This window comes from Arenibacter flavimaris (genome assembly GCF_030291335.1).
Lineage (GTDB): Bacteria > Bacteroidota > Bacteroidia > Flavobacteriales > Flavobacteriaceae > Arenibacter.
On record NZ_JASWIM010000002.1, the window covers coordinates 228,184 to 254,592 of the forward strand.

Annotated in this window: 28 protein-coding genes; 9 read left to right on the forward strand and 19 right to left on the reverse strand. The window is 39.4% G+C overall.

Going from position 1 to position 26,409, the window contains the following annotated elements:
• Positions 1-23: 23 nt before the first annotated feature.
• Positions 24-1,292 carry a sterol desaturase family protein gene (locus QSE00_RS03030; RefSeq protein WP_286104835.1) on the forward strand — a complete coding sequence of 423 codons (1,269 nt, stop codon included), beginning with the start codon at positions 24-26 and terminating at the stop codon, positions 1,290-1,292.
• 141 nt (positions 1,293-1,433) lie between these two features.
• On the opposite strand, the gene QSE00_RS03035 is transcribed toward QSE00_RS03030, so the two are convergent.
• The 6 genes from QSE00_RS03035 to rsfS form a co-directional block, all read right to left on the reverse strand.
• Positions 1,434-1,700: an acyl-CoA-binding protein gene (locus QSE00_RS03035; protein WP_110356638.1), complete on the reverse strand. Its 267-nt coding sequence runs from the start codon at positions 1,698-1,700 to the stop codon at positions 1,434-1,436.
• Positions 1,690-2,364, reverse strand: coding sequence for a phosphatidylserine decarboxylase family protein (locus QSE00_RS03040; protein ID WP_110356639.1), 675 nt, complete (start codon positions 2,362-2,364; stop codon positions 1,690-1,692). Before QSE00_RS03040 ends, QSE00_RS03035 begins: the two co-directional genes overlap by 11 nt.
• The gene (locus QSE00_RS03045; RefSeq protein ID WP_286104836.1) at positions 2,354-3,157 is read right to left on the reverse strand and encodes a phosphatidate cytidylyltransferase; all 804 of its coding nucleotides are present in this window, start codon (positions 3,155-3,157) and stop codon (positions 2,354-2,356) included. The genes QSE00_RS03040 and QSE00_RS03045 overlap by 11 nt, the downstream gene beginning before the upstream one ends.
• Position 3,158: 1 nt before the next feature.
• Positions 3,159-3,770, reverse strand: a complete 612-nt coding sequence (locus QSE00_RS03050) for an LUD domain-containing protein (RefSeq protein ID WP_110356641.1) — start codon at positions 3,768-3,770, stop codon at positions 3,159-3,161.
• A 61-nt stretch (positions 3,771-3,831) separates the two neighbouring features.
• The gene (ftsH, locus tag QSE00_RS03055; RefSeq protein WP_110356642.1) at positions 3,832-5,829 is read right to left on the reverse strand and encodes an ATP-dependent zinc metalloprotease FtsH; all 1,998 of its coding nucleotides are present in this window, start codon (positions 5,827-5,829) and stop codon (positions 3,832-3,834) included.
• A 9-nt stretch (positions 5,830-5,838) separates the two neighbouring features.
• Positions 5,839-6,216 (reverse strand): ribosome silencing factor, encoded by a 378-nt coding sequence (gene rsfS, locus QSE00_RS03060; RefSeq protein ID WP_072863361.1) that lies wholly within the window; start codon positions 6,214-6,216, stop codon positions 5,839-5,841.
• Positions 6,217-6,309: 93 nt separating this feature from the next.
• Here rsfS and QSE00_RS03065 point away from each other — a divergent pair, with 93 nt between their 5' ends.
• Positions 6,310-7,041 carry a biotin--[acetyl-CoA-carboxylase] ligase gene (locus QSE00_RS03065; RefSeq protein WP_110356643.1) on the forward strand — a complete coding sequence of 244 codons (732 nt, stop codon included), beginning with the start codon at positions 6,310-6,312 and terminating at the stop codon, positions 7,039-7,041.
• Between the two features lie 27 nt (positions 7,042-7,068).
• Here QSE00_RS03065 and QSE00_RS03070 read toward each other — a convergent pair whose 3' ends face one another.
• Entirely contained in the window at positions 7,069-7,461 is a 393-nt protein-coding gene (locus QSE00_RS03070; protein WP_286104837.1) for an SRPBCC family protein, read from the reverse strand.
• Positions 7,462-7,464: 3 nt separating this feature from the next.
• Positions 7,465-8,106 carry an orotate phosphoribosyltransferase gene (gene pyrE / locus QSE00_RS03075; protein WP_110356645.1) on the reverse strand — a complete coding sequence of 214 codons (642 nt, stop codon included), beginning with the start codon at positions 8,104-8,106 and terminating at the stop codon, positions 7,465-7,467.
• A 7-nt stretch (positions 8,107-8,113) separates the two neighbouring features.
• Here pyrE and QSE00_RS03080 point away from each other — a divergent pair, with 7 nt between their 5' ends.
• A complete protein-coding gene (locus QSE00_RS03080) occupies positions 8,114-8,701 on the forward strand; it encodes an NUDIX hydrolase (RefSeq protein WP_110356702.1) in 588 nt (195 codons plus the stop codon).
• Between the two features lie 4 nt (positions 8,702-8,705).
• Here QSE00_RS03080 and QSE00_RS03085 read toward each other — a convergent pair whose 3' ends face one another.
• From QSE00_RS03085 to QSE00_RS03105, 5 genes are all read right to left on the reverse strand, one after another.
• On the reverse strand, positions 8,706-10,451 hold the full coding sequence (locus QSE00_RS03085) for a M14 family metallopeptidase (RefSeq protein ID WP_110356646.1): 1,746 nt from the start codon (positions 10,449-10,451) through the stop codon (positions 8,706-8,708).
• Positions 10,452-10,591: 140 nt separating this feature from the next.
• Entirely contained in the window at positions 10,592-11,002 is a 411-nt protein-coding gene (locus QSE00_RS03090; RefSeq protein ID WP_286104838.1) for a response regulator transcription factor, read from the reverse strand.
• The gene (locus tag QSE00_RS03095) at positions 10,989-12,839 is read right to left on the reverse strand and encodes a PAS domain-containing sensor histidine kinase (RefSeq protein ID WP_286104839.1); all 1,851 of its coding nucleotides are present in this window, start codon (positions 12,837-12,839) and stop codon (positions 10,989-10,991) included. The genes QSE00_RS03090 and QSE00_RS03095 overlap by 14 nt, the downstream gene beginning before the upstream one ends.
• 227 nt (positions 12,840-13,066) lie before the next feature.
• Positions 13,067-13,528, reverse strand: a complete 462-nt coding sequence (gene coaD / locus QSE00_RS03100) for a pantetheine-phosphate adenylyltransferase (RefSeq protein WP_110356649.1) — start codon at positions 13,526-13,528, stop codon at positions 13,067-13,069.
• Positions 13,529-13,633: 105 nt separating this feature from the next.
• Positions 13,634-14,617 (reverse strand): D-alanine--D-alanine ligase, encoded by a 984-nt coding sequence (locus QSE00_RS03105; protein WP_110356650.1) that lies wholly within the window; start codon positions 14,615-14,617, stop codon positions 13,634-13,636.
• A gap of 203 nt (positions 14,618-14,820) precedes the next feature.
• Here QSE00_RS03105 and QSE00_RS03110 point away from each other — a divergent pair, with 203 nt between their 5' ends.
• The 4 genes from QSE00_RS03110 (at position 14,821) to QSE00_RS03125 (ending at position 17,728) form a co-directional block, all read left to right on the forward strand.
• Complete coding sequence (locus tag QSE00_RS03110) at positions 14,821-15,408, forward strand: PASTA domain-containing protein (RefSeq protein ID WP_286104840.1); 588 nt, start codon at positions 14,821-14,823, stop codon at positions 15,406-15,408.
• Between the two features lie 2 nt (positions 15,409-15,410).
• Positions 15,411-16,442 carry an RluA family pseudouridine synthase gene (locus tag QSE00_RS03115; protein WP_110356652.1) on the forward strand — a complete coding sequence of 344 codons (1,032 nt, stop codon included), beginning with the start codon at positions 15,411-15,413 and terminating at the stop codon, positions 16,440-16,442.
• 101 nt (positions 16,443-16,543) lie between these two features.
• Positions 16,544-17,305: a peroxide stress protein YaaA gene (gene yaaA, locus QSE00_RS03120; RefSeq protein WP_286104841.1), complete on the forward strand. Its 762-nt coding sequence runs from the start codon at positions 16,544-16,546 to the stop codon at positions 17,303-17,305.
• Between the two features lie 60 nt (positions 17,306-17,365).
• The gene (locus QSE00_RS03125; protein WP_110356654.1) at positions 17,366-17,728 is read left to right on the forward strand and encodes a hypothetical protein; all 363 of its coding nucleotides are present in this window, start codon (positions 17,366-17,368) and stop codon (positions 17,726-17,728) included.
• A 20-nt stretch (positions 17,729-17,748) separates the two neighbouring features.
• Here QSE00_RS03125 and QSE00_RS03130 read toward each other — a convergent pair whose 3' ends face one another.
• Positions 17,749-17,877, reverse strand: a complete 129-nt coding sequence (locus tag QSE00_RS03130; protein WP_286104842.1) for a 30S ribosomal protein THX — start codon at positions 17,875-17,877, stop codon at positions 17,749-17,751.
• Positions 17,878-18,084: 207 nt separating this feature from the next.
• Here QSE00_RS03130 and QSE00_RS03135 point away from each other — a divergent pair, with 207 nt between their 5' ends.
• Both QSE00_RS03135 and QSE00_RS03140 read left to right on the forward strand, forming a co-directional pair.
• On the forward strand, positions 18,085-21,537 hold the full coding sequence (locus QSE00_RS03135) for a pyruvate carboxylase (protein WP_286104843.1): 3,453 nt from the start codon (positions 18,085-18,087) through the stop codon (positions 21,535-21,537).
• A gap of 130 nt (positions 21,538-21,667) precedes the next feature.
• A complete protein-coding gene (locus tag QSE00_RS03140; RefSeq protein WP_110356703.1) occupies positions 21,668-22,375 on the forward strand; it encodes a uracil-DNA glycosylase family protein in 708 nt (235 codons plus the stop codon).
• A 327-nt stretch (positions 22,376-22,702) separates the two neighbouring features.
• On the opposite strand, the gene QSE00_RS03145 is transcribed toward QSE00_RS03140, so the two are convergent.
• Genes QSE00_RS03145 through trpC form a run of 5 tightly spaced genes read right to left on the reverse strand, consistent with a single transcriptional unit; the run spans position 22,703 to position 26,402 of the window.
• The gene (locus QSE00_RS03145) at positions 22,703-22,918 is read right to left on the reverse strand and encodes a hypothetical protein (protein ID WP_110356658.1); all 216 of its coding nucleotides are present in this window, start codon (positions 22,916-22,918) and stop codon (positions 22,703-22,705) included.
• Between the two features lie 9 nt (positions 22,919-22,927).
• Positions 22,928-23,692 carry a tryptophan synthase subunit alpha gene (gene trpA / locus QSE00_RS03150; protein WP_286104845.1) on the reverse strand — a complete coding sequence of 255 codons (765 nt, stop codon included), beginning with the start codon at positions 23,690-23,692 and terminating at the stop codon, positions 22,928-22,930.
• Between the two features lie 49 nt (positions 23,693-23,741).
• A complete protein-coding gene (trpB, locus tag QSE00_RS03155; RefSeq protein ID WP_110356660.1) occupies positions 23,742-24,923 on the reverse strand; it encodes a tryptophan synthase subunit beta in 1,182 nt (393 codons plus the stop codon).
• Positions 24,924-24,958: 35 nt separating this feature from the next.
• Positions 24,959-25,609, reverse strand: coding sequence for a phosphoribosylanthranilate isomerase (locus tag QSE00_RS03160; RefSeq protein ID WP_286104846.1), 651 nt, complete (start codon positions 25,607-25,609; stop codon positions 24,959-24,961).
• A 10-nt stretch (positions 25,610-25,619) separates the two neighbouring features.
• A complete protein-coding gene (gene trpC / locus QSE00_RS03165) occupies positions 25,620-26,402 on the reverse strand; it encodes an indole-3-glycerol phosphate synthase TrpC (RefSeq protein ID WP_286104847.1) in 783 nt (260 codons plus the stop codon).
• Positions 26,403-26,409: the final 7 nt, after the last annotated feature.

The following is a 26,409-nucleotide window of genomic DNA, read 5'->3' on the forward strand; positions in this document are numbered from 1 at the left end:
GACTTCAGAATTTACTTTGCTTTATGGAGACCTACGCTACAGCGCTTTTATATGCCATCCCATTTTTTGTAATCCTTTTAACTATAGAAATAACCTATGGCTATTTTGTAAAAAAACAAATGCATAAGGTTATGGATACGGTTTCCAGTATAAGTTCGGGGTTGACCAATATAATTAAGGATACCTTGGGGCTGGCAGTGATCGTAATTTCCTATCCTTTTCTGTTGGAACATTTGGCTATAACGGAAATTAAAGCCAATTGGTTGGTATGGGGCGTTGCCTTTGTTGTTCTGGACTTTGCGGGATATTGGAACCATAGGCTCAGCCATAAAATAAATATTTTTTGGAATCAGCATGTAATCCACCATAGCAGTGAAGAATTTAATCTTGCCTGTGCCCTTAGGCAGCCCATCAGCAACCTAGTGGGTTATTTTTCCCTATTCCTGCTCCCAGCAGCGGTTTTGGGAGTGCCCCACAAGGTAATAGCTGTTTTGGCCCCCATACATTTGTTTGCACAATTCTGGTACCATACCAGACATATAGGAAAGATGGGTTGGTTGGAATATATTTTGGTCACCCCATCCCAGCACCGGGTACACCATGCCATAAATCCGGAATACATAGATAAAAACCTAGGACAAATATTGTGCGTTTGGGATCGCATGTTTGGTACATTTCAGGAAGAATTGGATCAGGTTCCTCCACAATATGGGGTGTTGAAGCCTGCGGGTAGCTGGAATCCGATAATTATTAATTTTCAGCATTTGTGGCGGTTATTGCAGGACGCCTGGCGAACCAAGAGTTTCTGGGATAAAATACGCATTTGGTTTATGCCTACGGGCTGGAGGCCCGATGATGTTAAGGAAAAGTATCCTATTGCTATTATTGGGGATGTTTACAATTTTAAAAGATATGCACCTAGCGCCACCAAGGGTCTGAAACTTTATGTGGTTTTTCAAATGCTCATAAGTTTGGGATTAATGATGTTTATGTTCTACAACTATACTCAAATTGGTTTTGAGGGTCTACTTATATTTAGTGGATTTATTTTTATTGGCATCTTTGGATATACCACTTTGATGGATAGGAAAAAATATGCTGTGGGGATAGAGGTTGCCAGGGGGGTGGCCGGAATAATATGGATAGTTTATTTAGGAGACTGGTTTGGCCTCAATGCGTACCTTCCCCAGGCCGATCTATGGATTGTGGCCTATTTCCTAATTACCATTTTTGCCAGTATATATTTTACTTATTTTGAAAATGGGGAAACCGGACTGCGATTGGCTTCATAAGTATTAAGTTTTCAACTAAAATATTTTGGATTGGCATTCATTAGGAAAAGGGGAGCATGGAAATTATAAGTTTTTAGTCCGGTCTGCTTATGGGGCCATTTAAACTTTGAAAAGCAAATCAGGGCAGATTTGTACAAAAAACTATTTGTGGTTCCTAATTTCTTTGTCTACCAAAGCTATATATCGCTGCATAGCTTCTTCAATGCTTACGTTTTTAGCTTGGATAAGGGCGTTGGCCTTAAAGGCATTTATTAAAGGGGTCCTGCTTCCCGGATGGCTAAAATTGCGGTTCGCAATTTTAAAATAGGCATATAGTTTTAATAAAAGATCCGCAGGCAAAGGGTCTGTATAATCATTGACAAAATCGACCGCAGCTATAAAATCTTGTTTTAGTTTATCAGTCTTCATTTTCTTTTTTAACCCTTGTAGTTGCAATACATGTTTTTGCCCCAGTTACTTTTTGGTGCAATTTTACTGTAATTGCACTATCCAAAGGTAAGAACAAATCTACTCTAGAGCCAAATTTAATAAATCCTGCATCTTCTCCCTGTTGTACACTTTCACCAACTTCGGCGTAATTTACGATACGACGTGCCATGGCCCCAGCCACCTGTCGGTAGAGGATGTCGCCAAACTTGGGAGTGTTTATAACTACAGTGGTTCTTTCATTCTCTTCACTGGATTTGGGATGCCATGCCACTAGATATTTTCCGGGATGGTATTTTGAAAACTTAACCAGTCCACTGGCGGGGTACCTTGTTACGTGTACATTTATGGGAGACATGAAAATGGACACTTGGATCCGCTTTGCCTTAAAATATTCCGTTTCCTCCACTTCCTCAATAACTACTACCTTACCATCTACCGGAGCCAATATTTCATCAAAATTCTTGGAAACCTTCCTTTTGGGATTTCTAAAAAATTGTAGGATCAAAATAAGGATAAGCAAGGAAACTATTTGAAGTCCAAATTTAAGCCAAGTTATATCTATAAAATAATTGGCCAATACCACAATGGAACAAACTATAATAAAGGTTGTTATAATAATTTTTTGTCCTTCTTTATGAAACATTGGAAAAAATAATTAAAGTTAAATATGCGAAAGGTGCGGCAAAAACCAAACTGTCCAATCTGTCCAGCATGCCACCGTGCCCTGGTAAAATAGCTCCACTATCCTTAACACCGGCGGCCCTTTTAAATTTTGATTCTATAAGATCGCCCAAACTTCCTGTAATTACTATCACAGTGGCCAGTATCAACCATTGTCCCAAAGAGATATTGGTCTCATATTTCGATAAAAAATAGGACGCAGCCAAGGCAAAAACAAAACCTCCAACGGCTCCCTCTATTGTTTTTTTCGGGGAAATGGAGGGGAACAATTTATGACGGCCAATACTTTTTCCTACCAAATATGCAAAGGTATCGTTTACCCAAATAAGGATAAATATCCCCATGATCAGCAGTTTTGCAAATTCATTGTCCTTATAAGGTATCATAGTAAGGAAAATACACCCTCCGCCTATATAAAATAAGCCAATAATAAACTTTTGCAAATTGTTGAACGGTTTTTCTTTTCCTGAAAAGAGGTAATACAGCAATATAAAATTAATCGATATGGTAATGAACATTAGAATATTGATGAGAACCTTATCATCAATAAGGTAAATAAATGCCCACCACAGCGCCAAGTAGGCTATAAAAATATGGTAGCCAGGAAGTTTTATCATGCGTTTGTACTCGTAAAGGCAGGCGAGTCCAAAGGTCATAAATAAAAAATCAAACGCATCGGAACTTAGGAATACGGCGGAAAGTAACAGAATTACATATACCGCACCTGTAAGTAAGCGCCTTAAAATTTCTTTCATGTTATAAGTCTTCCAGAAGTAAAAGATAAAGATTTTTAGAACTACTTCCGTAAGTTAAGAAATCGTCTGAATTTTCAGCCGTTGGTTGGAAATGTTTTATGGTAGTAATGTTGGCCGGAATTACATTTTTATACTTCTTTTTAATTGTCTTTAATCCCTCTCCAATAGATTCGACCATTTGGCTGGTAGTGGCAAAAACAATAACATTTGAAGGTAATTCGTGTAGTTTTCTTTCCTTCAATTGATTGGAGCAAACCAATATGGAACCATTTTGTGCAACTAAATGTTCACAGGTGGTGAAAAATATTTCGCTATTATTGGGTAGGTTGGTGAAATTTATCTCTTGTTTGGAGAATTTTTCCTCCAATCTTTTATCCATTGAAAAAAAGGTTTGGTCCTGCCATTGATTTTCAATGATAATATTGTCCAAATTGTTGAACACCTCATTTATGGAATCACAATAAAGGAACTTGCCACCATTATGTTTAAAATTAATGGTAAACTTTTCGTCAACAGGAATGTTTAAGTCGGGCATATGTTGCCCTCTCGTTTCCACAGTTTCCTTGGAAACCTTTCTTTTTCCTCCCCCGAAAAGTTTATCAAATAATCCCATTAATATCTAAATGGAGTCTTTAAGCCCCTAGTTGTTTAGGAACAACGAATTATTTATTGTTTTATTTTTCTGTTTCTGATTTTGGAAGATCTTTCTTTGCTTTTTCCTCTTTTTCAGCTGCTTCCTCAGCTTCAAGTCTTTTGTCTTTGTCAAAAGGACGCTTGCCGAAAATCTTTTCCAAATCGTCCTTAAATATAACTTCTTTTTCCAATAAACGTTCAGCTAATTCTGTAAGTTTATCTTTGTTGTTGGACAATAATTCAACGGCTCTTCTATACTGCTCCTCAATGAGCTTGGAAATCTCCTTGTCTATGGTCAATGCGGTCTGTTCGCTATAGGGTTTGGAAAAACCATATTCATTTTGACCGGATGAGTCGTAATAGGTAATATTGCCAATCTCTTCGTTCAGGCCATAAATGGTTACCATGGCCCTGGCCTGTTTGGTTACCTTTTCCAAATCGCTCAGTGCACCAGTGGATATCTTGTTGAAGATAACTTTTTCGGCAGCCCTACCGCCAAGGGTAGCACACATTTCATCCTTCATTTGTTCCGGGCGAACAATGAGGCGTTCTTCCGGTAAATACCATGCGGCACCCAACGATTGCCCTCTGGGTACTATAGTTACTTTCACCAAGGGTGCGGCGTGTTCCAACATCCAACTTACGGTGGCATGTCCGGCTTCGTGATATGCAATGGTTTCCTTTTCCCCAGGAGTAATTATTTTATTCTTTTTCTCAAGACCTCCAACAATTCTGTCTACCGCATCCAAGAAGTCTTGCTTGGTAACAGCTTTTTTCTCCTTACGGGCAGCAATCAATGCCGCCTCATTACAGACATTGGCAATATCGGCACCCGAAAAACCAGGAGTTTGTTTGGCCAGGAAATCCAAATCCAATGTTTCGGCCGTTTTTATAGGTCTTAAGTGGACTTCGAAAATTTCTTTTCTCTCTCTGATGTCCGGAAGATCCACGTATATCTGTCTGTCAAATCGCCCCGCTCTCATTAATGCTTTGTCCAAAACATCGGCACGGTTGGTCGCTGCCAAGACAATAACGTTGGTATTGGTACCAAAACCATCCATTTCGGTCAATAACTGGTTCAAGGTATTTTCCCTCTCGTCATTGGATCCCGTAAAATTATTTTTGCCCCTGGCCCTACCAATGGCATCGATCTCATCAATAAAAATAATGGCAGGTGATTTGTCTTTGGCCTGTTTAAATAAATCCCTTACCCTGGAAGCTCCTACCCCTACGAACATCTCCACAAAATCCGAACCGGAAAGTGAAAAGAATGGAACTTTCGCTTCGCCGGCAACAGCCTTGGCCAATAAGGTTTTACCAGTTCCCGGAGGTCCTACCAATAAGGCTCCTTTAGGAATTTTTCCACCCAATGAGGTGTACTTGTCCGGATTTCTCAAGAATTCCACAATCTCCTCCACTTCTTCCTTGGCGCCTTCCAAACCGGCAACATCCTTGAACGAGGTTCTTGTATCGGTTTTTTCGTCGAATAATTTGGCTTTGGACTTTCCAATATTGAAAATCTGACCACCGGCCCCACCACCGGCCCCACCGGACATACGGCGCATTAAATAGATCCAAATACCTATGATGAGTACAAATGGCAATAAGGTCAACAGGAGTTCGGTGAGTACATTCGATTCTTGGTCGTACGTAAGTTCCGTGTCTAAATTGTTTTCCTTTTTAATGTCATTGATCTCGTTTTCAAAGTTCTGCTGATCCCCATAGTTTACTACGTACTGTGGCGTAGCAGTGGCCGTCAAGGAAAAGGGCTGGTCCGATACATCCTTGTGGACCTCCTTTTTTAAGGCCTCTTCGGTAAGGAATATTTTTGCCTGTCTGGTATTGGTTATGACCAATATTTTTCGGATATCCCCATTTCTTAAATACTCTTGAAGCTCGGAGGTACTGGCTTTTTTGGTATTCGCGAAGTTTCCGCTACCGAAAAATTGAAAACCAATTAATAATATTGCTATTACGCCATATATCCACCAAGTATTGAATTTGGGTTTTTTGGGACCTGTATTATTTTCTTTTGCCATTATTTTTTTTTACTGATTGAAGCTACTTTCAACTGAAGTTACTTTGGCGTCTCCCCAAAGTCCTTCTATATCATAATATTCTCTAACTTGTTTTTGAAATACATGTACTACTACGTTTACGTAGTCCATTAAAACCCATTCCGCGTTATCGGAACCTTCAACATGCCAAGGTTTGTCTTGAATTGCCTTACTTACGGTTTTTTGGATGGAGCCTACAATGGCGTTTACATGTGTGTTGGAAGTACCATTACAAATAATAAAGTAGTCACAAACAGTATTCTCAATGTCTCTAAGATCAAGTAAATTTATGTCATGTCCTTTAACCTCTTCTATTCCACTTAAAATTAAGGCAATTAACTCATCTGCGCTACTTTTCCTTTTCTGCATTCAAAAATTTTAAATTTTTACAAAGTTATTATTTTTTTGTTTTTTTAACTATTGTTTTTAACAATACATTATATATTAATCATAAGATTGTAAATGCAATTAATCAAACTTAGTGCCACGGACTCAACAAATGCCTATTTAAAGGAATTGATGTTCCATAATAAGCTGGACGATTTTACAGTGGTAATGGCCCATACCCAATTGAAGGGACGGGGTCAAATGGGGACAAGTTGGTTCTCCGAGCCTGGTAAGAACTTGACTTTTAGTATTTTAGTGAAATCTTTGGAATGTCAGGTCTCGGATCAGTTTCTTTTGAATATTTATGTTTCTCTGGCAATCTATGACACTTTAACCCAACTTCAAGTACCTGATTTAAAGATTAAATGGCCTAACGACATTATGTCAGGACATTCCAAAATTTGTGGAATTCTCATTGAAAATATTTTATCCGGACAACATATTCAGGCCTCCGTTGTTGGAATTGGCTTAAATGTAAATCAATTGGGTTTCAATAAGCTTCCCAATGTGTCCTCCTTAAAGCTAATTTTAGGTAGATCGGTGGATCTGGATGAATTGCTATACAGTGTTGTTGAAAATTTAAAAAAGTTGATAGGGAACAAGGGGAAGGCGGATAGGGGAAATCTTTTTGGACGTTACGAGTCTGCCCTTTTTAGAAAGGATAAGCCGTCTACCTTTAAAAACCGTGACGACGAAATGTTCATGGGCTTTATAAAAGGCGTTTCCAGCGCCGGAAAACTAAAGATTTTAATGGAAGACGATATATTACAGGAATTCAACCTAAAAGAGGTGAAGCTACTGTATTGAACATTATATCCGAAAAATAGCCTAAACCTATATTTTGGAAAGATTCTCGGACAGTGTACCTATAAAATTATTGATCGGCGATTTTATCATCATGGCCATCATGGCGTTAAACTCCCCTTCAAAGCTTAAGGTTACCTCGCTTTCATTCTCATTTATTGCTACAATATCGGCAGTGAGGGTAAAGGGTAATTTATCACTTGCCGCTCCCAGAATTAATTGCGAATGTGGAGTTTGCTGTTTTTTTTGCAATACAATTTCGGGCATTCCTTTAAGTGCAAACAAAAATTTATCCTCATTAATAAGTTCGAACTTACTAATGTTTTCGGGCATTAAGATTTTAAAATTCTTCACATCGTTCAGAAAATCAAAAACTTCCTTACTGCTTTTGTTAACTTTTTTCTTAGGTGTTTCTAAATACATAATTTAAGATTGCCAGGTAGAGGGACTACTTTTCCACTCTAGTAAGGTTTTTAATTGATTCTCTTTTATATAGTTGGTATCAGAAGCTTGCTGAATTAAAAAATCGTAATTGCTCAAAGTATGTAGATCCAAACCGTATTTCTTAAAATTTTCATTGGCTACATCAAAGCCATAAGTAAAGATGGCCAGCATTCCCTTTACGTTTGCACCATTGTTTTTTAAAGCATCCACAGCATTTAAACTGCTTTTACCGGTACTGATCAAGTCTTCAATGACGACTACGCTCTGATTGGCCTCCAAACGGCCCTCTATCTGGTTCTGCCGCCCATGGGACTTGGCTTCGGGCCGTACATAAATAAAGGGAAGTCCCAAATACTCGGCAACCAGCATACCTATACCAATGGCCCCTGTGGCCACTCCGGCTATTACATCCGGTTTCCCATAAAGGCTTTCCACTTGCTTTCCCATTTGTTCCCGAACATAATTTCTAATGCTTGGGTATGAGAGTATTATCCTATTATCGCAATAAATTGGAGATTTCCACCCTGAAGCCCATGTAAATGGATTTTCAGGTTTCAACTTAATTGCATTAATTTGCAGCAGAAGCTCTGCAGTTCTTTTGGCAGTGTCTTTGTCTAAAACCATGACGCAAATGTATAAAGTTTTTGTTAATGAGTCACCTCTGATTTTGACAAATAAATTATCGGATACGGCAAATAATAAATATTTTTTGTTGAACGGGTCTGCCATTAATGAGGCCATAGACGCTTTGGCAAGCAAAAAACTTAGTGAAGCTTTTATTTATCACCCGAATAGTGAAGAGATATTAAAGAAATTTTCGAAAAAAATACCACTAGTTGTCGCTGCTGGTGGAGTGGTTACCAACAAGGAAGGGAAGGTACTTTTTATTTACCGCAATGATAAATGGGACCTTCCAAAAGGAAAATTGGACAAAGGGGAGAGCATTGAGGAATGTGCACTGCGCGAAGTGGAAGAGGAAACAGGGGTAAAGGGGCTGAAGATCGAAAATTTTTTAAGGACTACCTACCATCTCTTTAAGAGGAATGGGACCTATAAATTAAAGGAAGTACATTGGTTTGCCATGAAAACCAATTATAAGGGAGTTTTAGTGGGCGAAACCTCTGAAGGAATAGAAAAAGTAAAATGGAAAGGTCCGGAAAAAATCAAAAAAGCATTGGAAAATTCCTATGCCAATATTAGAATTCTGTTTGAAGATTGAGGGATTATTCCTTTAGAATTCTATAAACGGGATATTGCAAATGTTCGGGTTCATAGTATTTGGACCGTTTGTAAATCCAATCCAGCTGGGCATACCAATCGCTTGCAAAAGTACTGTCGATTTCTTTTTTAAGATTGAACTGGGTCTTCATTTCCAGACTGTCCTGAAGGATTTCCAAAGCGATATCTTCAAAAACATAAGGTGAGAAACCTTCCTTTTGTTGTAAAATAGCATCAAAATAATTCCAGTTAAAGAAAGAGTCCGTAGCCTCCGGTTCCAAGGTTTCCAATAAATAGCGCAAGCCCTTTTGATTGGTTGGTACCAAGATATCCCCCGCCGTAAAATCAACTTTTTGGTTACTGCGCTTTACTTTGGTATTATAATGTGGGTAGTGTCCCTCATACGAATTTTCGGCAGTACTGTAGCTGTCTATTTTATATGTCTCCACCGCTATGGAAGTGTCTTGTTTTAAGGTTTTAAAGCTTATCTGGTTTACCGATAATAAATCTATTATTCTGTCCCAACCCTTCTTTATGACATATGCTTTGGGAATTTCCACCTCGTGTGTTGGTTTAAAAAAATTTTGGTACTCCACTTCTTTGGTAAACGGTCTGTTTCTATCATATTTAAGCCTGGGAAGCCCTGTTATTTCACTGTTAAATTCATCGGCTTCATATCCTTTGAATTCCAGGATAGTACTTTTGGTTGTATCGATGGCCCATTGTAGGGGGTAGTTTTGTTTCTCTAGGTAAACTTCAAAAGCATTCTCCCTTAAATTTTTAATCTTCTTGTAATCTTTCTCTGAAATATCCAAAATCTTGGTCATTAAGGCGTATACGCCTTCTACCCTTTGTTTGTATGGCTTAAGCATATGTGTTTCCACCATTAGGCCCAGGGTGTTCCAAAGAGTGGTATATCCTGTGGAGTATCTGGGGTAATCCATAAATTGGGAAAAGCCTTTTTCGGGTACTTGATTAAAAACATTCACATAGGGCGTAATATCCCAGTCCGCCTCCTTGAGCGAATTTTCAAGTGCGGGAACCATCTCTTCGTGAAGGTATTGGCCCAATTCACCTCCCAATTTGTTGTGCTGGGTAAACAGGTGGGTAAGGGTGTATTGATAATCCGCTCCATTGCTAACATGGTTGTCTATAAAGATATCCGGTTTTATCAAGTGGAAAATTTTGGAAAAAGTGTGGGCGTTCTTTGTATCTACTTTTATAAAGTCGCGATTAAGGTCATAATTTTTCGCGTTGCCTCTAAAACCATGGGATTTAGGACCATTTTGATTTACCCTGGATGTTGAATTTCTGTTCAAGGCTCCGCCAACATTGTAAACGGGTATGGTAACCACAACCGTGTTTTTGGGGGCTTCTATATTTTTTAGTACCAAATCCCTAAATAATAGCATGGTGGCATCAATGCCATCGCTTTCTCCTGGATGTATGCCATTATTTATTAATAAAATACTCTTATCCCTACCAATTTTTTGAAAATTAAAATCGGCGTCCGGGTTGTAGGTTACAACATGTAGGGGGTTACCGCTATCGGTATTGCCGATGATCTGTATATTTATTTCTGGAAATTCCTTGGCAAGTTGAATGTAGAAATCTATGATTTGGAGATAGGTTGCCGTTTCTTCCCCGTTACTGCGCTCAAAAACTGTTTTAATGTTTTCAATTTTTCTTTCTTTTTCGGTCTCGCAAGAAATAAGACAAAGCAGTAAAAAAAGTCTTACCAGAAGTTTCATGCTAGGTTATAATTTGTTTAAAACTCAAAAAAAAAGACCTTGAAGTCCAATTGGAAAATGAGATATAAATAGGTTTTGAACTTTTTAAATAGAGGTTCAAAATCATCTTCTAGAAATCAAAGTTAGCTAAAACTTGGGTATTACACGGCAATGGCTGCGGTAATTTTTTCTATGTCGGCCTTTCTGATAGGTTTGCTATTGTAAATAACGGTGTGATGTGTCAGGGATCTGAAATTCTCGGCCTTGTCCATGTCAAATTGGTCAATGGAGGAGGTTACAATATTTATATTGACTTTTTTGTGAATGGGCAATTTTATGAATTCTTCCAAGAATTCCCATCCATCCATTATTGGCATGTTGATGTCCAGAAAAATTAAATCGGGCAGTTCCGATTTTTCAATTATCATTTTCTTTATACGGTCCATTGCTATTTGACCATTTTTAAATTCAAAAATGTCCTTACAGGAGGCAACAGAAGTTAATATTTTTTTAATTCCGTAAATCGTTATAGTGTCATCATCGACAATAAAAATTGAATTAATTTTTGTCATTAAAATATAAATTAAAAGTGCTTCCTATACCTACTTGGCTTGTAGCACTTATTTTACCATGCATGGCCTCAATTTGATTTTTTGTAATATACAGCCCTAGACCTTTTGCGTCCGAATTGCCATGAAAGGTTTTGTACATTCCGAATAACTTGGTTCCGTATTTTTTTAAATCCAGCCCTACGCCGTTGTCTTCGATACTTATGACCGTATAATTTTGAACATAGTTTACGCTTATCTTTATTATTGGGTCAACATTCGGTTTTTTATACTTTAGGGCATTGGTAATAATATTTGTCAATATGTTTTTTAAGTAGGCAGGTACAACGTTTATGTTAAGATCATCGGATACTTCACTAATTACTGTGGCCTTGGCCTTGTTAAGCTGGGGGTTGATTTGTTTAAGTACGGAGTTTAACTTTTTGTTGAAGTTGACCTCTTTCTTAATAATGTTGGACTCGGTATTGATGGCCACGATATCATTTAAATTATGAAGTGTTTCCATAAGGTTTTTAGAGGAATCCATAAGCATTCCCATTATTTTTAGTCTTTCATTTTCATCCTTTTCGTTGCCCAAGAAATCCAAGAGCATGGCAAAATTGGCAGAATGGGACCTTAAATTGTGCGAAACAATATGTGCAAAATTAATCAGTTTTTTATTCTGGGACGAGGTTACTGATATAAGATTTTTAAGTTCTTTTTGTTTTTGCTTTTGTTCGGAAATGTCCATGCTAATTCCTACAAGTCCTGTAACCTCCCCATTCTCCCCTATTAGAGGGATTTTGGAAGATAGAAATGTAATAACCGAACCATTGGTGTTGGTGCGCGTTAATTCCTTGTTCAGCATAGGAATTTGAGAGATCATGACTTCAATGTCCTCATCCCTGAATTTCTGGGCCGTGTCCCTGTCGTATAGGTCAAAATCATCCTTGCCGATAATATCCCTCTCGTTTTCAATACCAAGAAATTGAAGTTCGGATTTATTTGCGAGCAACTTCCTGGATTGGGTATCCTTAATATAAATCTGTAAGGGTAGGTTGTTTATCAGGGTCTTTAATAAATGTTCGTTGTCTTTGGTCTTTTGTTCTTTCTCTACAAAATCCGTTATGTCCTGTACAATTCCTATGAGCCCCACGTATTCGCCATTCTTATATAATGGCTTTCCGGAAACATTCACCCACTTTTCATTTCCTTTGGCGGTAATGATCTGCAATTTTTCGTTCCAAGGAGTTTTTTTCTGGTTGGCGGAAAAAATGGCCATGGAAATGGTGTTCCTGCTATAACCGGTCTTGTAGAAATTTACAGAGTTGTCTATGTTGATCTCGAAATCGTCATCGACCTCAAAAATACGCCTGATCATTTCACAGCAAGTAAACTTATCTTTCGATTTTTGATATTCCCAATTCCCTATTTTTCCATGCTGTCCTGTTTCCTTTTGCAGGAATTCCAGTTTCTCGATTTTTAATTCGTTTTTAACCTTTTCCGATACATCTTCAGTTTGGAGGATTGCCCCTACTATGTTTTCCTGTTCATCGTACCATGGAATATTTGTCCATTCGAACCACTTCTCTTTAGAGTCTTTATCCAGATAGGCCTGTAATTCCGACTCCGGGAATTTACCATCAAAACAGGCCAACAAGTTGTTGGACCATTTAGTACTTGTTTTATCCAATATGTCATAAATGGATTTTCCAATATAATCCTGACCTTGGAAACCAAAATCTTCAGCCCACTTGTCCGACGCGAGCACCACCTTAAATTCCTTATTAATAAAAACAGTTGGTTTTGGCAACTGTTTTATCAGGAATTGGTTTGATATGATGGGGGTATTCATAATCATCTGTCGCATTTTCCTACAATAGTAGTCCGATTATTTAATACAACGAATAGATTGTTGTGAATTGGACAAAATTAGTTGTGTAACTGTAATATAAGGAAATTTTAGGTCATTTTCCCATTTGTTTGGTATTATTCAACTGGGAAAATGTAGTGGACCTTTGGCAGCAATTGGTGTCCAAGGCCATATTTGCATTGGATTTTTTGAAGGTTCAAGACAGGAAATATGTTTTATTTTGTTCTGACGGAATCGGGAACCAGGCCGGAGTAATCGCCACCGTTTCTAATAACATCCCTAACAATGGAGGAACTAATGTATGATTTGCCCGAAGAGGTAAGCAGGAATACCGTTTCTATTTCGGAAAGCTTGCGATTGGTATGGGCTATGGCCTTTTCAAATTCGAAGTCCCCAGGGTTTCTTAAACCCCTCAAAATAAAGGCTGCGTTAACTTTTTTGCAAAAATCAACGGTTAATCCCTGATAGGTAAGGACGGTTATTTGCGGTTCATTCTTAAATGAATCGGAAATAAATCTTTTGCGCTCCTCGAGACTGAACATGTATTTTTTATCTGTATTTACCCCTATGGCTATAATTAGTTCATCAAAAAGGGTTATTCCCCTTTTAATGATGTCATAATGCCCTAAGGTCAATGGATCAAAAGAACCTGGAAATATAGCGCGTCTTGTTTTCATTATTGCAAAATTAAAGTTGTCAATCCCCGGGGGTCCAAAAATGTGGCCGGAAATATAATGTTGGCTAAAATACCCATTCTGTTGTAATTGGGTATGGGTCTAAAATTACTTATTTTCTCCCAAAGCCTCCCAAATGGCACTTTCAAAGAGTTCAGAAAGCGAAATGCCTGCTATTTTTGCCTGCTGTGGCAATATACTTTCTGTGGTAAGGCCAGGTGTGGTGTTCATTTCCAGCATAAAAGGTTCGTCATCTACAAATATGAATTCACTTCTTGAAAATCCTTTCATTTTCAGCACTTCATAAGCTTTCTGCGCTATTTGGCCCACCTTTTTCTCTTGTGCCTTTGTAATTCTTGCTGGTGTTATTTCTTGGGATTTACCTTCGTATTTGGCTTCATAATCAAAAAAATCGTTCTCCGATACAATTTCGGTGATCGGTAATACTTTTGTCTTCCCTTCGTATTTTATGACCCCGACCGATACTTCGGTTCCGTTTAAAAAGGATTCTATAAGTATTTCATTGTCCTCTTTAAAGGCATTTTCTATGGCCTTCGGCAATTCTTCCTTTGTATAGACCTTGGAAATACCAAAACTACTGCCAGCTTTGTTGGCTTTTACAAAACAGGGCAATCCTACTTTTGCTATAATTCCATCTTCGTCAATAGGGTCTCCCAAGTTGATATAATATGAAGGGGCCGATTTAATGCCATATGGTTTCAGAACACTCAGTAGGTCTCGTTTGTTAAAGGTCAAAGAGGCCTGGTAGTAATCGCAGGATGTTTGCGGAATTCCCAAAAGTTCAAAATAGGCCTGCATAAGGCCGTCTTCACCAGGTGAGCCGTGAATCGCATTAAATACGCAGTCGAATTTTATGATTTCAGAGACCAATTCAATGGTGAAATCATGCCTGTTAACAGGGTACTCCTTTTGGTCTGGGTCTACATAGACCCATTTGTCCTTGAAAATATGTATTCTATAGGCGTTGAATTTTTCCTTGTCCAAATAATCGTATACCACCCCTCCGCTAGTCAAGGAGATCTTATACTCGCTAGAGTAACCGCCCATTATAATTGCAATATTTTTTTTCATTGGATATATCTAATTTTTAATAATTGGTTCTTTGGATAATTATTTAAGTCATTGTCCTACAAGAGGTTTTATGGTATTCCCCAATTTTTAAGTGAAAATTCCATAGGGCATTCCACGGGTCAAAATCAATAAATAAATATCATGCATTCAAAGTAAAGAAAAAGCGTTCGGTTTTCTATCTTTGCGACACAAGAAATTATACTATGCGAAATTTTTTTAATTTTTTAACAAGTAAAACATTTTTGATTCAGTTGGTATTGGCCTTGTTGGTTTCCATTTTGTTGGTAGTTGGGGCAATGCAATATCTAAAGGCCACTACCAATCACGGTAAGTTTGTTGAAGTTCCGGATCTATCCAAATTATCGGTAACTGAGATGAGATCCCTTATCGATCGATCAAAATTGAGATATGAGGTATTGGATTCGGCCAACTATAATCCAACTTATCCCAGATTTTCAATCATAGATCAGACGCCCCGTGCCGGGAGCAAGGTTAAGGAGAACAGGAAAATTTATATTACTGTTAACCCATCCGGGTATAAAAAGGTTACTATACCCAATATTATTCAGGTAACACAAAGAAATGCCAGCTCCATGCTCAAAGCGGTGGGCTTGGATGTGGAAAGGGTTACCTATGTGGATGAATTGGGAAAGGATATGGTCTACAACATTAAGTATAAAGGAAAATATATTGTTCCGGGGGACAAACTGCCAAAAACATCAAAGATAGAGTTGATATGTGGCAACGGTAATATTACCTCAAGAGCAGAAGTAAAGGCGGGGTCCGAATAATTATGGAAGCACAGGACGAGTTTGAAATAAATGAAGAGGAACTTTTTGAGCATCATAGTTTTAAGGCTTCCAAAGGGCAGGATCCATTAAGGATCGATAAGTTTTTAATGAATTTTATTGAAAACGCTACCCGAAATAAAATTCAACAGGCCGCAAGGGATGGAAATGTATGGGTAAACGGTGCAACGGTAAAACAAAATTACAAGGTAAAGGCAGGTGACCATATCCGGGTCATGTTTGCGCATCCTCCCCACGAAAATTTACTTATACCGGAGAACATACCTTTGGACATTGTATATGAAGACGATGTGCTTTTGGTGGTAAATAAACCAGCAGGGATGGTTGTGCATCCTGGCCATGGAAATTATTCGGGAACCTTGATCAATGCCTTGATCTATCATTTTGAAAATTTGCCAAAGAACAGTGATGAACGTCCCGGACTTGTGCACCGGATAGATAAGGATACCTCTGGCCTGTTGGTCGTGGCAAAAACAGAGGCTGCAATGACCCATTTGGCCAAACAGTTTTTCGATAAAACCAGCGAACGCGAGTACATAGCATTGGTATGGGGAAATGTGGAGGAGGAAACAGGTACCATTGAGGGCCATATAGGCAGGAATCCTAAAAACAGATTGCAGATGCATGTGTTTCCGGAAGGGGAGCAGGGCAAGGAGGCGGTTACCCACTACAGGGTACTGGAGCGCTATGGATATGTAACCTTGCTTTCCTGTACCTTGGAAACAGGAAGAACACATCAGATTCGGGTGCATCTTAAACACATTGGCCATACCTTGTTCAACGATGAGCGGTATGGAGGGGAAAAAGTTTTAAAGGGAACCACCTTTACTAAATACAAGCAATTTGTGGATAATGCCTTTAAAATTCTACCCAGGCAGGCACTGCATGCGAAGACCTTGGGGTTTGTGCATCCCACTTCCGGGAATTTTATGAGGTTCGATTCCGAAATACCGGAGGATATGGCCAACTGCATTGAAAAATGGAAGCACTACGCCAAGCACAGTCAAGCTGAATAGGTTTCGTTTATACCAATATTGATAACAAGATTTTAAAGGGCTAGGTAATTTAAGGTACAGCCATTATTTTTGACCTAATTCTTAACAATATTCCAACGAGTATGAAAATAGTGATATCACCTGCAAAATCTTTGGATTTTGAAAGCCCATTACCCACTAAGGAATTTTCCCTGCCTTATTTTATCAAAGAGGCGGAACAGTTGAACAAGGTTTTGGCAAAAAAGAATCCAAAGGCCCTGTCAAAATTAATGGGCATTTCGGCCAATCTCGCTGAACTGAACTGGGAAAGGAACCAGCAGTTCACTGTTCCCTTTACAGAAGAAAATGCGAGGCCTGCAATTTATGCTTTTAACGGGGATGTTTACCAAGGCCTCGATGCCTATACCTTGGCACCCAACACCTTGGAAAACCTTCAGGGGAAGCTAAGGATATTATCGGGATTGTACGGCGTTTTGAAACCCTTGGACCTTATGCAGCCCTACAGGTTGGAAATGGGAACCCAATTAAAGATAGGACGTAAAAAGAATCTGTACGAATTTTGGAAAAAGCAAATTACCGATTATCTAAATTCAGAATTGCAGGACAAGGAGCTTTTTCTTAACCTGGCAAGCAATGAATATTTTAATGCAGTGGACGAAAAGCACCTAAAGGTACCTGTAATTACCCCAATATTCAAGGATTGGAAGAATGATAATTTAAAGATAATAAGTTTTTTCGCCAAAAAAGCTAGGGGTTCCATGGTGCGTTATATTTTGGATACCGATGCCAAAACCTTGGACGATGTTATGAGGTTTGACAGGGATGGATATCTGTACAGTAAGGAACATACCCTGAAGGAAAATCAACCCGTGTTTATCCGATAGAATATTTCTGAAAAAAAAGCGTTATTTTCAAATAAGTACTACTGCTTAATTGGGATTGATATGAAACGACTCGCTTTATTGTTTTTGATTGTTACTGTGTTTATTGGTTGTACGGATAGGGATGATGACCTGGAAGGAGTGAACATCAGGATTAAAAATGAAAGCAGTGTTACTTTTGATACCGTACAGGTAGGAAGTGACGATATGATTCATGAAAATATAGCACCGGAAGAATATTCCGGTTATCTGGAATATGAGACTGCTTATTCCTATGCCTACATTAATATAATGGTAGCTGGGGAGACTTACGTTTTGCAGCCTATAGATTTCGTAGGTGAAACACCACTGGAAAATGGATTTTACACCTACGTGTTAAATCTTTCAGAGGAGGGCGACGTTATCCTGAGCTTTATGGAGGATTAACCTGCCATAAGATTTTGTCATTATTTTTTTTTGTCAGGACTTATTTTTTCTACTACATTGGGTCTTTTCTTAATTTTTCGTTTGCGTCTTGTGCCATATGTGCCGTTAATAATTTTTCCTCTTTTCGATTTTTTATCACCTTTTCCCATTTTCTCTGTATTTTATCTTTTTTAAAGTTAATTTATTAATACCTTATTGGCAAGTTTCAAATGGAAACAGTTTTGATCCATGATTTTTATTTGTAACAAATTTATTGAAAGATTTACTTTTAACATATTGGCGACCTAGCCCTAATATGCTAAGTTTGCACTATTATAAAATTATGTTAAATTGAGCAATTCCAAAAACGTAATAGGTTGAAAATAAAAAAGGTATTAGTAGCAAATAGGGGAGAGATAGCAATACGTATATTCAGGGCATGTGTTGAAATAGGAATTAAAACAGTAGGGGTATATACTTACGAAGACCGATATTCCCTACACCGATATAAGGCCGATGAAAGTTATCAAATAGGAGAGGACACAGAGCCCTTGAAACCCTACTTGGATATGGACGCCCTTATCAAGGTTGCAAAGGACAATAACGTGGACGCCATACATCCAGGATATGGTTTTCTTTCCGAAAATGCCAAATTTGCCCAAAAATGTGAAGACAACGGTATTATTTTCGTTGGCCCTAAGGTGGCAGTCCTAAAGGCATTGGGCGATAAGATAACGGCCAAGGATGTTGCTGTTGCCAATAATATACCTATTATTAGAAGTAGTGATAAGGATTTGACCACTATTGATATTGCACTTTCAGAAGCAAAGGAAATAGGTTATCCATTAATGCTTAAAGCCGCTTCCGGGGGTGGTGGTCGCGGAATGAGGGTGATCCGTACGGAAGATGAACTTAAAAAAGGATTTCCAGAGGCCAAGAGGGAATCCCTGAATGCATTTGGCGACGATACTGTTTTCCTTGAGAAATTTGTGGAAAACCCCAAGCATATAGAAATACAGATCGTTGCGGATACCCACGGTAATATTGTGCACTTATATGAGCGCGATTGTTCGGTGCAACGCCGTTACCAGAAGGTAATAGAGTTTGCTCCTTCCATTGGTCTGCCACAGGAGACAAAAAATAATTTATACAAGTATGCTATCGACATTTGTAGAGCCGTTGATTATAACAATATAGGAACGGTAGAATTTTTGGTGGATGATGACGGTAGTATCTATTTTATTGAAGTAAACCCACGAATTCAGGTTGAGCATACGGTGACCGAAATGATTACCAATATAGACCTGGTCAAGGCCCAACTGTTTATAGCGGGTGGGTATAAGCTTTCCGATAAGCAAATTAAGATCCAAGACCAAGCTTCCGTAGTGGTTACGGGCTATGCATTGCAATGTAGGATAACCACCGAGGACCCAGGTAATGATTTTAAGCCGGATTATGGCGTTGTTACTACTTATAGGAGTGCCTCCGGATTGGGTATTAGGCTGGATGCCGGAAGTATTTATCAGGGGGTGGCCATATCTCCCTTTTTCGATTCCATGCTGGTCAAGGTATCGGCAATTAGTAGAACTTTGGACGGCTCGTGTAGAAAAATGCGCAGGGCATTGGCTGAATTTCGAATCCGTGGTGTTAAGACAAATATGGCCTTCCTGGACAACATCTTGAAGCATCCTACTTTTAGGGAAGGCAAGGTGACCGTTAATTTTATTAAGAATGAACCAGAACTCTTCAAGTTTGTGGAACCAAGGAACCGAGCCAATAAATTGGTCGAGTTTCTGGGGGAAACTATTGTAAACGGTAATCCCGATGTCAAGAAATTGGATAAGGATCATATTTTTTCCAAACCGAAAGTTCCTTCCTTTCCCAAATTGGAAGGTTTTCCAAAGGGCACAAAGGATCTGTTGACGGAATTGGGCCCTGAACAATTTGCACAATGGCTGAAGAATGAAAAAAAGGTCCATTTTACCGATACTACCATGCGCGATGCCCATCAAAGTTTGCTGGCCACGCGTATGCGAACAATAGATATGTTAAAAGTGGCCGAGGGCTATGCCAAGAACCACCCAGAGATATTTAGTATGGAAGTTTGGGGAGGGGCCACCTTTGACGTCTGCCTACGTTTTCTACAGGAAAATCCATGGGAGCGGTTGGAACTATTGCGTAAAGCGATGCCCAATGTACTATTGCAGATGTTGATCAGGGGTTCCAACGGAGTTGGTTATACCGCTTATCCGGATAATTTGATAGAGCGGTTTGTAGAGGAGTCCTTTAAGTCTGGAGTAGATGTATTTCGAATATTTGATTCGCTCAACTGGATGAAATCCCTTGCCCCATGTATTGAATATGTACGAACCAAGACTGCCGGCCTGGCCGAAGGCTCCATTTGTTATACCGGGGACATTTTAGATCCTACAAAAACGAAGTACGACCTAAAGTATTACGTGCAATTAGCCAAGGACATTGAAAATGCGGGTGCCCATATTTTGGGAGTAAAGGATATGGCAGGTTTGCTAAAACCCTATGCCGCTTATGAATTGATTTCTGCTTTAAAATCGGAAATCAACATCCCTATTCATTTGCATACCCACGATACCTCCTCTACCCAATCGGCCATGTACCTTAAAGCTATAGAGGCCGGCGTGGATGTAGTGGATGTTGCCCTGGGCGGATTGTCCGGGCTTACTTCCCAGCCCAATTTCAATTCGGTGGTGGAGATGTTGCGTTTTAACGAGCGTCAGAATATTTTAAATACCGATAAATTGGCCGAGTATTCCAATTATTGGGAAACGGTCCGTAATTACTATTATACCTTTGAATCCGGATTGAAGTCGGGTACCGGAGAGGTATACAATCATGAAATACCTGGCGGACAATACTCCAACCTAAAAGGGCAGGCCATAGCTTTGGGATTGGAAGACAAATTTCCCGAGGTAACCAAAATGTACGGTGAAGTAAATAAACTGTTCGGGGATATTGTTAAAGTAACCCCTAGTTCCAAAGTGGTAGGGGATATGGCACAATATATGATCAGTAACGGACTTACGGCAGAGGACGTTCTTGAAAGAGGGGATAGCATTAACTTTCCACAATCTGTTATAGGGTTCTTTAAAGGGGATCTGGGCCAACCTGTTGGTGGTTTCCCCACTAAGCTACAGAAAATTGTTCTGAAGGATGAAAAACCGTTTACGGATAGGCCCAATGCACATTTGGAGCCTATAGATTTTGATAAGGAATTTAATGCCTTCAAAAGAAAATTCAGTTCAGGAATGGGACGCGAGCTACTTATAACCGATTTCCTTTCCTATAAATTATATCCAAAAGTTTTCACGGACGCCTATAACCACCATGTAAAATATGGCAATGTGGTTAATATCCCGACCAAGAATTTCTTTTATGGGATGGAAATAGGGGAAGAGATCATTGTGGAGCTGGACAGGGGTAAAAACATACTGGTTTCCCTTATGCTCAAGGGAGAACCCGATGAGGCAGGAAATGTTAGTATATACTTCAAGGTAAACGGTCAATTGCGAAACGTAATTGTTAAGGATAAATCCGTTAAGGTAGACAAGGTAGAAAATGTTAAGGTGGATTCTTCAGACCCTAAGCAGATAGGTGCCCCTTTGCAGGGATTGTTATCCAGTGTATTGGTAAAGAAGAACCAAGAGGTAAAAAAGAACCAACCCTTGTTTGTTATTGAAGCCATGAAAATGGAAACAACCGTTACTGCCACGGAAGAGGGTATTGTGGATAGGGTGCAATTAAGTGGTGGTTCCCTGGTAAATTCCGAAGATTTGGTGGTGGTGTTAAAATAATTGGCATTGCACAATACATAATGTAGTTGCAGGGAACTTGCCAATATTTGGGCATATCCCTGCAACTTTTGTTTTTAGACGCATTACCTTTGTAAGGACAAAGCTCTTTAAATACATGAAGTCTACCAATATGTTCTTACATACACATCCGTACGAGCCCTTTATATTCGAGGATGCCACCAAGCTAATAGTAGGGACCCTACCGCCGCCCAGATTTACTACGGGTGATTTAAAGGAGGGGGACGTTGATTTCTGCTACGGTAGTCGGGATGGCCAATTGTGGCCCATATTGGATCGAATTTTCGGACTTAATTTGGATTTTGAAACTACGGAAAGGGCCATAGGGCAGCGTGTGGATTTTCTGAAGGAACGAAAAATAGGGATTTGTGATATAGTACAAAGTGCAGAACGTTCCAAGATCGATGCTTCGGATCTGGGGATGGAAAACATTGTATTAAGGGATATGTTGGCTTATATTCAACAATGTCCCAAAGTGGATACCTTATTGTTTACAGGGGGAAATAGTAAAAATGGTCCTGAGTATTTTTTTAGAAAGTATCTCAAGGAACATGACATTGGCCTGGAATTGGTTTCTGCGGAGGTGCCCCGTGTACATCGCTTTGTTCTTCCCTTTGCCAAGTTGGATAATTCTTGGAAAAAGAGGGGAAAGACTATGGTACGCAGGGAGAGAATAATTAAAACAGTGTCCTTAACAGCACCTTCGGGAGCTGCCAATAGGGCGGTTGGAAGCTTGGAGAAATATAAAAGGATAAAAGACAAGAACCCTGAATTCAATACGATCGATTTCAGGGTCTTACAGTATAGGGAATTTTTCTAAAAGTATCTTACAGTACTTCAGTACATATGCAGACATATAATTATTGGCGTTTGTTGAGCCTATTTTTTATGGTTTCTTTTTTTAGTATCTACATTGGAGTTCCCAGAGGGATTGTTAGGATAGGATTATTGCACTTTTCCTTTAAATTTTCCTTATTGTTTTTAATTCCCATTCCTATTAAGTTTTATGGTTTATCCCAACTTAAAAACAAATTGCAAAATGCAGTTACAGCCAAATTAAACCTTTGTAAGGGAATGTTAGGCGGGCGAAATGGGTTTGAATAAATGGATTTCTGTAAAAGCAGGAATCCATATATCCTTCATAAATTTACCTTTTTAAGGCTTTTAAGACCAATATCCTAATGAGTAGAACAAACGGAAACCCATGTAAAAGAACATCGAACCAGTCCATGGGTCCCATTCCCGTTGCACCACCGGATATCCATTTCAATTTGCCCAGAATATGGGGTTCAGGAAAATAAGGAGCCAAGCCAAGGGTTAGGCACAAGAGCAGAATTATTTTCCAATTATTGATAATCTCCATTGTTGTAATTTATTTTTGGATTCCCTTTACGAACTCCCCAACTTTATCTACCCCTTTTTGTGTCAGAAATTTAATAAATGCCGATCCAATTATGGCTCCCTTGGCATGTTTGGTGGCCTGTTGAAAGGTCTCTGAATTGCTTATGCCAAAACCAACAATCTGTGGGTTCTTCAACCTCATATCCGAAATGCGCTCAAAGTAGGCTTCTTGATTGTTTCCGAAACCATCTTGGGAACCGGTAACACTTGCAGAACTTACCATATAAATGAACCCGTCCGAAGCAGCATCTATTTGACGGATACGGTCATCACTGGTTTGTGGGGTTATCAAGAAAATATTCACAAGACCATATTTTTTAAAAATGGCTTCGTAATTTTCCTGATACACATCCAAAGGCAGATCGGGAAGAATAAGTCCGTCTATTCCTATTTCCTGACATTTTTCGCAAAATTCCTCAACGCCATATTGAAGAACGGGATTGAAATATCCCATAAGGATCAAGGGTATGGAAACAGATTTGCGGATATCTTTTAGCTGTTGAAACAATAGCGAGGTGGTCATGCCATTCTTCAGTGCCTGGGTAGAACTGGCCTGAATGGTTGGGCCATCGGCCAAGGGATCGCTGAAGGGCAATCCGATCTCAATCATATCCACACCATTTTTTTCCAGATCTTGAATTATTTTTACCGTATCGTTCAATGTGGGGTAGCCCGCGGTAAAATATAAGGACAATATTTTCTTGCCTTCTTGTAATTTTTGATGTATTCTGTTCATTCTAAAATTATTTTTTGCATTGTCACTAGGGTGGCAATGTACATATAGCTTACAGTTTGAAATATTTTATATAGGTATCCAAATCCTTATCTCCGCGCCCCGATAGATTAAAGACCACTATCTCCTCTGGTCGGAATTTTCTGGTTTCCAAGATGGCAAACGCATGTGAGGACTCAATAGCAGGGATAATCCCTTCCAACTTGGACAATACCATTCCCGCCTGCATGGCCTCATCGTCCGTTACCGCAATAAATTCTGCCCTGCCGGTTTTGTATAGATGTGCGTGCATGGGGCCAACCCCTGGATAATCGAGTCCCGCAGAAATGGAGTAGGGTTCCGTAATCTGCCCATCGGCAGTTTGCATCAATAAAGTTTTGCAACCATGGATGATCCCCATTTTCCCAAGAACGGAGGTGGCGGCACTTTCGCCGCTATCCACGCCCAGTCCTGCCGCTTCTACAGCAATAATGCCCACTTCCTTTTCATGAAGGAAATGGTAGAAGGTACCGGCCGCATTGCTTCCCCCACCAATACAGGCCACTACGTAATCCGGGTTTTCCCTGCCTTCCTTTTCTTTTAATTGCCATTTTATTTCTTCGGAAATAACGGATTGAAATCTGGTAACCATATCCGGGTAGGGATGTGGTCCTATGGCCGATCCAATTATGTAATGGGTATCCACGGGGTTATTGATCCAATCCCTAATGGCCTCATTGGTAGCATCCTTTAGCGTTCTACTTCCGGAAAGGGCAGGTCGTACTTTGGCTCCCAGCATTTTCATACGAGCAACATTGGGAGCCTGCCTGGCAATATCTATCTCGCCCATATACACAATGCACTCCATTCCCATAAGGGCGCATACCGTGGCCGTTGCTACGCCATGCTGGCCTGCACCTGTTTCGGCAATGATCCTTGTCTTGCCAAGTCGCTTGGCCATTAAGATCTGTCCGATGGTATTGTTTACTTTATGGGCGCCGGTATGATTGAGGTCTTCGCGCTTTAAATATACTTTGGTGTTGTACTTTTCGGACAACCTTTTTGCAAAATAAAGGGGCGAAGGTCTACCCACATAATCCTTCAATAATTGATCAAATTCCTTTTTAAAGGAGGGTTCCGCCATTATTTTTAGATACTGCTGTCTAAGGTTTTCAACATTTGGATAGAGCATTTCCGGAATAAAAGCTCCTCCAAATTCACCATAATAACCCTTTTCGTCTACGTTGTAATTCATGTTTTTATAGTATAGTATTCAGTACTGAGTATTGGTTACCCATTGCCCAGTACTTCTTTAAATTCCTTCAATTTTTTAATATCCTTTAATCCTGGTTCCGATTCAAATTTACTATTGACATCAATGGCATGGCAATATTTTGATTCCGGCCTTTGTTGAAATTCCCTTATTTTTTCAACCTCCTCCAATCCAATGCCACCACTTAAAAAATAGGGTTTGGTAGAGGGATAGTTCTTTAGCACTTCCCAGCTGAAGGTAAATCCATTTCCACCAGGTAATTTGCCTTTGGTGTCGAAAAGAAAAAAATCGCATATCTCCTCGTAGGGAGTTAAAACACCAAAATCAAAATCGTCCTTAATAGAAAACACTTTTATGATTTTTAGGCTTGCCGTACCTATAGCATTTGTACGGTCTATATTGGCTATTTTGAGCTTCCTGCAAAATTCCGGGTTTTCCTTACCGTGCAATTGAACGGCATCCAAACTATAGGTTTCAATTTTTTCCAAGACTTCCTCAATAGTGGCATCAACAAAAACACCTACTTTTTCAATGGAAGGTGGTAATTGGGGGATGTTTCCTTTAAAAAATCTTTTGGAGGGTTCCCAAAATATAAAACCCAGATAATCCGGATGAAGGGTGGCCACTTCCTGGATATTCAATTTCATTCCACACACTTTCAGTTTCATGGCCATGCTGTTACTTAATCGATTTAATAAATTGTAGGGCGCTCTCTCCTGGGTTATCCGTTTTCATAAAATTCTCCCCAATAAGGAACCCTTGATATCCGTAAGGTTGTAATTCTTGTATGGCTTCAACGGAACTTATGCCGCTCTCGGAAACCTTCACAAAATCGTCCGGGATTAATTTGGATAGGGTTTTACTGGTTTCCAGGCTTACTTCAAAAGTCTTTAAATTCCGATTGTTCACTCCCAACATGTCCAAACTGGGCATAATGGACTTTTGTAGTTCTTCTTCGTTGTGAACTTCCAACAATACATCCAATTGCAATTGTTTGGCCAATTCGGATAGGGTTTTAATTTCCTTCCTGCTCAATATGGCCGCAATCAACAATATCACATCTGCACCATGGGCCTTGGCCTCCAATATTTGATATTGGTCTATGATAAATTCTTTGCGAAGCAATGGCATTTGTACGGATGCCCTGGCCAATAATAGATCGTCCAAGGATCCGCCAAAATATTTTCCATCCGTTAAAACCGACATGCCACAGGCGCCGGCTTTTTCATAGCCGACCGCTACATCGGAGACACTGTTGTTTTGGTTGATGACCGATTTGGAAGGGGAGCGCCTTTTGTGTTCCGCGATTATCCCAGTATTGCTATTTCTCAAGGTATTTGCCAAAGAAACTGTAGGTCTGTTGAACAATATGGAAGCTTCCAATTGGGCAACCGGAATAATCGATTTTTTTAGATCCACTTCCTTTCTCTTATCCAAAACTATTTTGTCCAGTATATTCATAGGTACT